This is a genomic window from Microcystis sp. M113S1, assembly GCF_020246945.1.
Lineage (GTDB): Bacteria > Cyanobacteriota > Cyanobacteriia > Cyanobacteriales > Microcystaceae > Microcystis.
This window is the reverse complement of record NZ_JADBSA010000275.1, coordinates 1-4,353: the sequence shown is the minus strand read 5'-3', so window position 1 is coordinate 4,353 and position 4,353 is coordinate 1. Positions and strand designations below refer to the sequence as shown.

The following is a 4,353-nucleotide window of genomic DNA, read 5'->3' as shown; positions in this document are numbered from 1 at the left end:
TCTTACCCGTACCTTTTGTATCCATCCATAACCTTACACATTTGTTACGGATGAATTGAGCAGTACGAATAGCATCGTCTATGGCTTGATACTGTTGAGTTTTAGCTTTAACTTTAAACTCTAAGACAAACATTTTACGCAAGGGGTACTTAGATAAAATCAGTATAGCACGATAAAAGTTAAGTTAACAAGCTATAGTTTAAAAAGCCGTCCTAAAAAGACGGGGCTTTAACCCAAAATTTCGGTAATCAGTGATCAGTAATCAGTGATCAGCAATCAGTGATCAATAAACAGTGATCAGTGAACTGAAAACTCAACTCTGAATAACTGGTAACTGATCACCGATCACTGAAATTACTCGTCTTCAGCGAAAATAAAGCGAGTTAGTTCACTAGGATCGGGTTCAGGGCTAGATTCGGCAAATTTAACCGCTGCCTCGATTTCAGCTAGAATTTTCTCCTCGATTTCTTTTAATTCCTCTCTCGTGGCCAGATCTCGCTCGTAGAGGTAGGCGGCAAAGCGAGTGATCGGATCTCTTTCGCCCCAGAATTGTTTCTCATCAGCACTGCGTAACTCGTCGGGATCTGCCAGAGAGTGACCCCGGAAACGATAGGTTAAGGCCTCAATTAAAGTCGGTCCTTCACCAGCGCGGGCGCGGGCCACAGCTTCTCTGGCGGCGGCATGAACGGCGACCACATCCATACCGTCCACTTCCACGCCGACCATACTAAAAACACTGGCTTTTTTATAGATTTCCGGTTGAGAAGTGGCTCGATCATGGGCCATACCGATCGCCCACTTATTATTTTCCACCACATAGATAATCGGCAACTTCCAGAGGGCGGCCATATTCAGACACTCAAAAAACTGGCCATTATTACTCGCCCCATCCCCGAAGAAACAGACCGTTACCTGATCGGCACTGGCATCACCCATGGCTTCGCGACGGTACTTACTTTGAAAAGCCGCCCCGGTAGCGACGGGAATCCCCTCGGCCACAAAAGCGTAACCCCCTAAAAGCTTATGTTCGGCGGAAAACATATGCATGGAGCCACCCCGTCCTTTACTGCAGCCAGTAGCTTTGCCGAATAACTCCGCCATTACCTCTTGAGCGGGAACTCCAGCACTGAGGGCGTGGACGTGATCGCGATAGGTGCTAGAAACGTAATCTTCTCCCTGACGCAAGGCTTTAATAATACCGCTAGATATCGCTTCTTGACCGTTGTAGAGGTGGACAAAACCGAACATTTTGCCCCGATAATACATTTCGGCACATTTATCTTCAAACATCCGCCCCAAAACCATATCCTCGTATAGGCGAAGACCTTCAGCTTTGGTAATAATGATGGAAGCAGGATTAAAGGTTGGTAAAGTACGTTCGGAAATCATAGGGTCTGTAGTATCATTTAGACAACAAAAAGGCAAGGGGAGAGGAAGCGGTAGATTTTTCGAGAATTATGGCAGTGAATTTTTTGGTCTTAAACCAAGGGGTTCTTGGTATTTTCTCTCTCAAATCTAATCTTAGTCAGTCAGAGATTGGCTAGGATAAGATGGTATCTTGTTATTTTACTCGCTCCGCTCTCACTTACATCACTTAATTCACTAAGGACTCTCCAGAGTTGAGGTACAGCTAACCGTGCGAATTCCTCTCGACTACTACAGGATACTGGGAATCCCCTTTCAGGTGAGTGCCGAGCAGATTGATTTGGCCCACGCCGACCGGGGACGGCAATTGCCACGTCAAGAATACAGTCAAACAGCGATCATTGCCCGTCAGCACTTGTTAGATGAAGCTTACCAAGTGTTAAGTGCTGCGGATCGCCGTCGTGATTACGATGCCCAATTTTTCGACCCCAATCCCCTGCTTCTCAACCCAGAAAGCAGCGCCGAAAACCTAGATTCTCACGGTGGGGAAGTGACCGCCGCTTCCCCGGAATATCTCACTCCCCAGATTACCATTGCCCCCGCCGATCTGGTGGGAGCTTTGCTCATCCTGCAAGAGTTGGGAGAATACGAGTTAGTGATTCGTTTGGCCGAAACTTATCTAGATTTAGAGCCAACTACTCGCCCAGACATGATCTTAACCTTGGCTTTGGCCTACGGGGAATTAAGTCGGGAATATTGGCAGGATAAAAATTATGAACAGGCGGCCAGCACCGCGGCCAAAGCCCTGACTTGCTTGGAACAAGAACAAATGTTCCCGCAAGTGGCCCACGAGATTCGCCATGATTGCGAGCGCCTGCGTCCCTACCGGATTCTGGAATTGTTATCCCAAGAAAAAAAACCTAGTCTTGCCCGTCAGCGCGGCTTAAATCTCTTGGAGGAGATGTTGGCCGCTCGCGGCGGCATCGATGGCCAGGGCGACGATCGCTCTGGGTTGGGGGTGGATAATTTTTTACGCTTTATTCAACAGTTACGGGTTTATTTAACTCAGGCCGAACAGGAGAAAATCTGGGCAAAAGAGGCACAACGCCCCTCGGCGGTGGGTAATTATCTGCTAGTCTATGCCTTGATCGCCCGCGGTTTCGCCCAAAAACAACCCGCCGCTATTGTCGCAGCCAGCGAGCGCCTGCAGCAATTACAAAAACATCAGGATGTCTCCCTAGAGCGATCGATCTGCGCCCTACTGCTCGGTCAGACGGAACGAGCAAGCACAATTTTAGAAAAAAGTCAAGAGCAAGAAATATTAAATTATATTAAGGAACAATCTGGGCAATCTGCCGATCTTTTACCCGGGTTATGTCGTTACGGTGAGCGTTGGTTACAAACAGAAGTTTTCTGCCATTTTAGTGATTTAGTCGAGCGGAAAGCCTCACTCAAAGAGTATTTTGCTGAGGAAGATGTACAAAATTATTTAGAAAAATTGTCAGGGTTTCCTGACGAAAAAGTTCCCGTCGAGGTTCGAGAAAAGGCCAGCGAACCCTTAGAATCGGAAGTAAATGTTCTGAAAACCCACACCCCCCCCACCCATTTAAACCCAGTGCTAGGAGCGACACCGATGAGGGAATCCGCTTATTCTTCTTCCCAGTCTCGTCCCCAAAACCCGTCTTTAGCTAGAGTTAACGGTGAGCGGACAAGCACTGCTGTACCCACCCTGAGAGCCACCGCTCAGGGGGAAACTCTCACCCCCTATACTCAGGGCAGTGTAGTGGTGACAGCAGCCTATCGTCAACCGGCACTTAATCCCCCTCGTCGTCGTCCCAGTCGCTCCCGTCCCCCAGCAGCGGGCAACTCCGGGCCGGCAGCCCTAGAAACGGGAAAAACTGCCGTAGTCGCACCGAAACGGAGACGACCGGCCCGCAGAAAACTGCGACTCGATCGAGTGGCGATATTAGGGGTAGGATTAGTGGGAACGCTCGCAGTTTTAGCCCTGGGGGTAAAGGCAATTGTCGATAGTCAATCTCCTTTGGCAGCCTTGCAAGGGGAACAGTTACCGATTTCTTTAAATACTCCCATACTAGAAATTCCTTCGGCTAATGCGGAAGTGATGGCAGGGATTCCCTTAGACAAGGAAACGGCCAAGGAGACGATTCAAGCTTGGTTAGGGGCAAAATCGGCGGCTTTTGGCAGTGAACACCAAAAAGAGCAATTAAAGGAGATTTTAACGGGTTCAGCCTTGCAAATTTGGCAAAAACGAGCGGCGGCTTTACAGGGAAATAACTATTGGCGCTACGATCATCAAGTGGATGTGCGCTCAGTTACTAATAATGCGAAAAATCCTAATTTAGCGACGGTGGAAGCGATAGTAAACGAAAAGGCCATGTATTTCCATAATGGCAAGGAAATTGTCAATCGTTCCTATAATGAGTCCTTGAACCTGCGCTATGATTTGGTACGGCAAGGAGATAAATGGTTGATCGAAAAAACCCAAGTCTTACCGCTCAACTAAACTTACTCAAACTTACTTAAAAGTCTGAAAGCTTAGTCATTCGTAGTGGGTCAAGCACGGAGCGGATTAAACGGCAAACCCTTTATTCCCTGGTCAATGACATCAGGAATTACTTTTCTAAAAAGTCCCCTAGCTAACCTTTTTCCCTTAAATAATGGTTTTTCTTCACCATATTTAGGTAACTCATCCCTATCTAAAGCACTGGATTGTGAGGTATAGGATTCTTCAGTTATTATGACTTTTATTCCTTTTAATTGAGCTTTATAGGTTAACATTTCTATTAATCTATAATGGGAAATATTGACAAATTGTTGATTATTTCTTTTACCAAAAGAGGTGCTACACCTGTTTGATTTGTAGTTACAGCCATTAAGTTATTAACTCCTAAATCTACCCCAGCTATCTGTTGTTTATCTGTGGTTTCCGACCGTCTTTCATAGACTATTTCAATGACATAACAGCTA

3 protein-coding genes and 2 pseudogenes are annotated in these 4,353 nt (G+C 46.7%); 1 reads left to right on the top strand and 4 read right to left on the bottom strand.

What is annotated here, in order from left to right; translation table 11 throughout:
* Together IM319_RS13825 and pdhA are read right to left on the bottom strand one after the other, a co-directional pair.
* Window positions 1–133: pseudogene (locus tag IM319_RS13825) on the bottom strand (RNA-guided endonuclease TnpB family protein); the annotation flags it as partial.
* Window positions 134–354: 221 nt separating this feature from the next.
* On the bottom strand, window positions 355–1,389 hold the full coding sequence (pdhA, locus tag IM319_RS13820) for a pyruvate dehydrogenase (acetyl-transferring) E1 component subunit alpha (protein WP_287078175.1): 1,035 nt from the start codon (window positions 1,387–1,389) through the stop codon (window positions 355–357).
* 247 nt (window positions 1,390–1,636) lie between these two features.
* Between pdhA and IM319_RS13815 the strand changes: the two genes are divergently transcribed.
* Window positions 1,637–3,889, top strand: a complete 2,253-nt coding sequence (locus tag IM319_RS13815; protein WP_287735953.1) for an IMS domain-containing protein — start codon at window positions 1,637–1,639, stop codon at window positions 3,887–3,889.
* A 50-nt stretch (window positions 3,890–3,939) separates the two neighbouring features.
* On the opposite strand, the gene IM319_RS22750 is transcribed toward IM319_RS13815, so the two are convergent.
* Together IM319_RS22750 and IM319_RS22745 are read right to left on the bottom strand one after the other, a co-directional pair.
* Window positions 3,940–4,164 (bottom strand): hypothetical protein, encoded by a 225-nt coding sequence (locus tag IM319_RS22750; protein ID WP_287686208.1) that lies wholly within the window; start codon window positions 4,162–4,164, stop codon window positions 3,940–3,942.
* Window positions 4,165–4,169: 5 nt separating this feature from the next.
* A pseudogene (locus IM319_RS22745) lies at window positions 4,170–4,353 on the bottom strand (RNA-guided endonuclease TnpB family protein); the annotation flags it as partial.

What these genes read in the sequence shown, in the direction of transcription:
- IM319_RS22750 (WP_287686208.1), bottom strand. Translation starts at nt 4,164, where the DNA reads ATGTTAACCTATAAAGCTCAATTAAAAGGAATAAAAGTCATAATAACT.
- pdhA (WP_287078175.1), bottom strand. Translation starts at nt 1,389, where the DNA reads ATGATTTCCGAACGTACTTTACCAACCTTTAATCCTGCTTCCATCATT.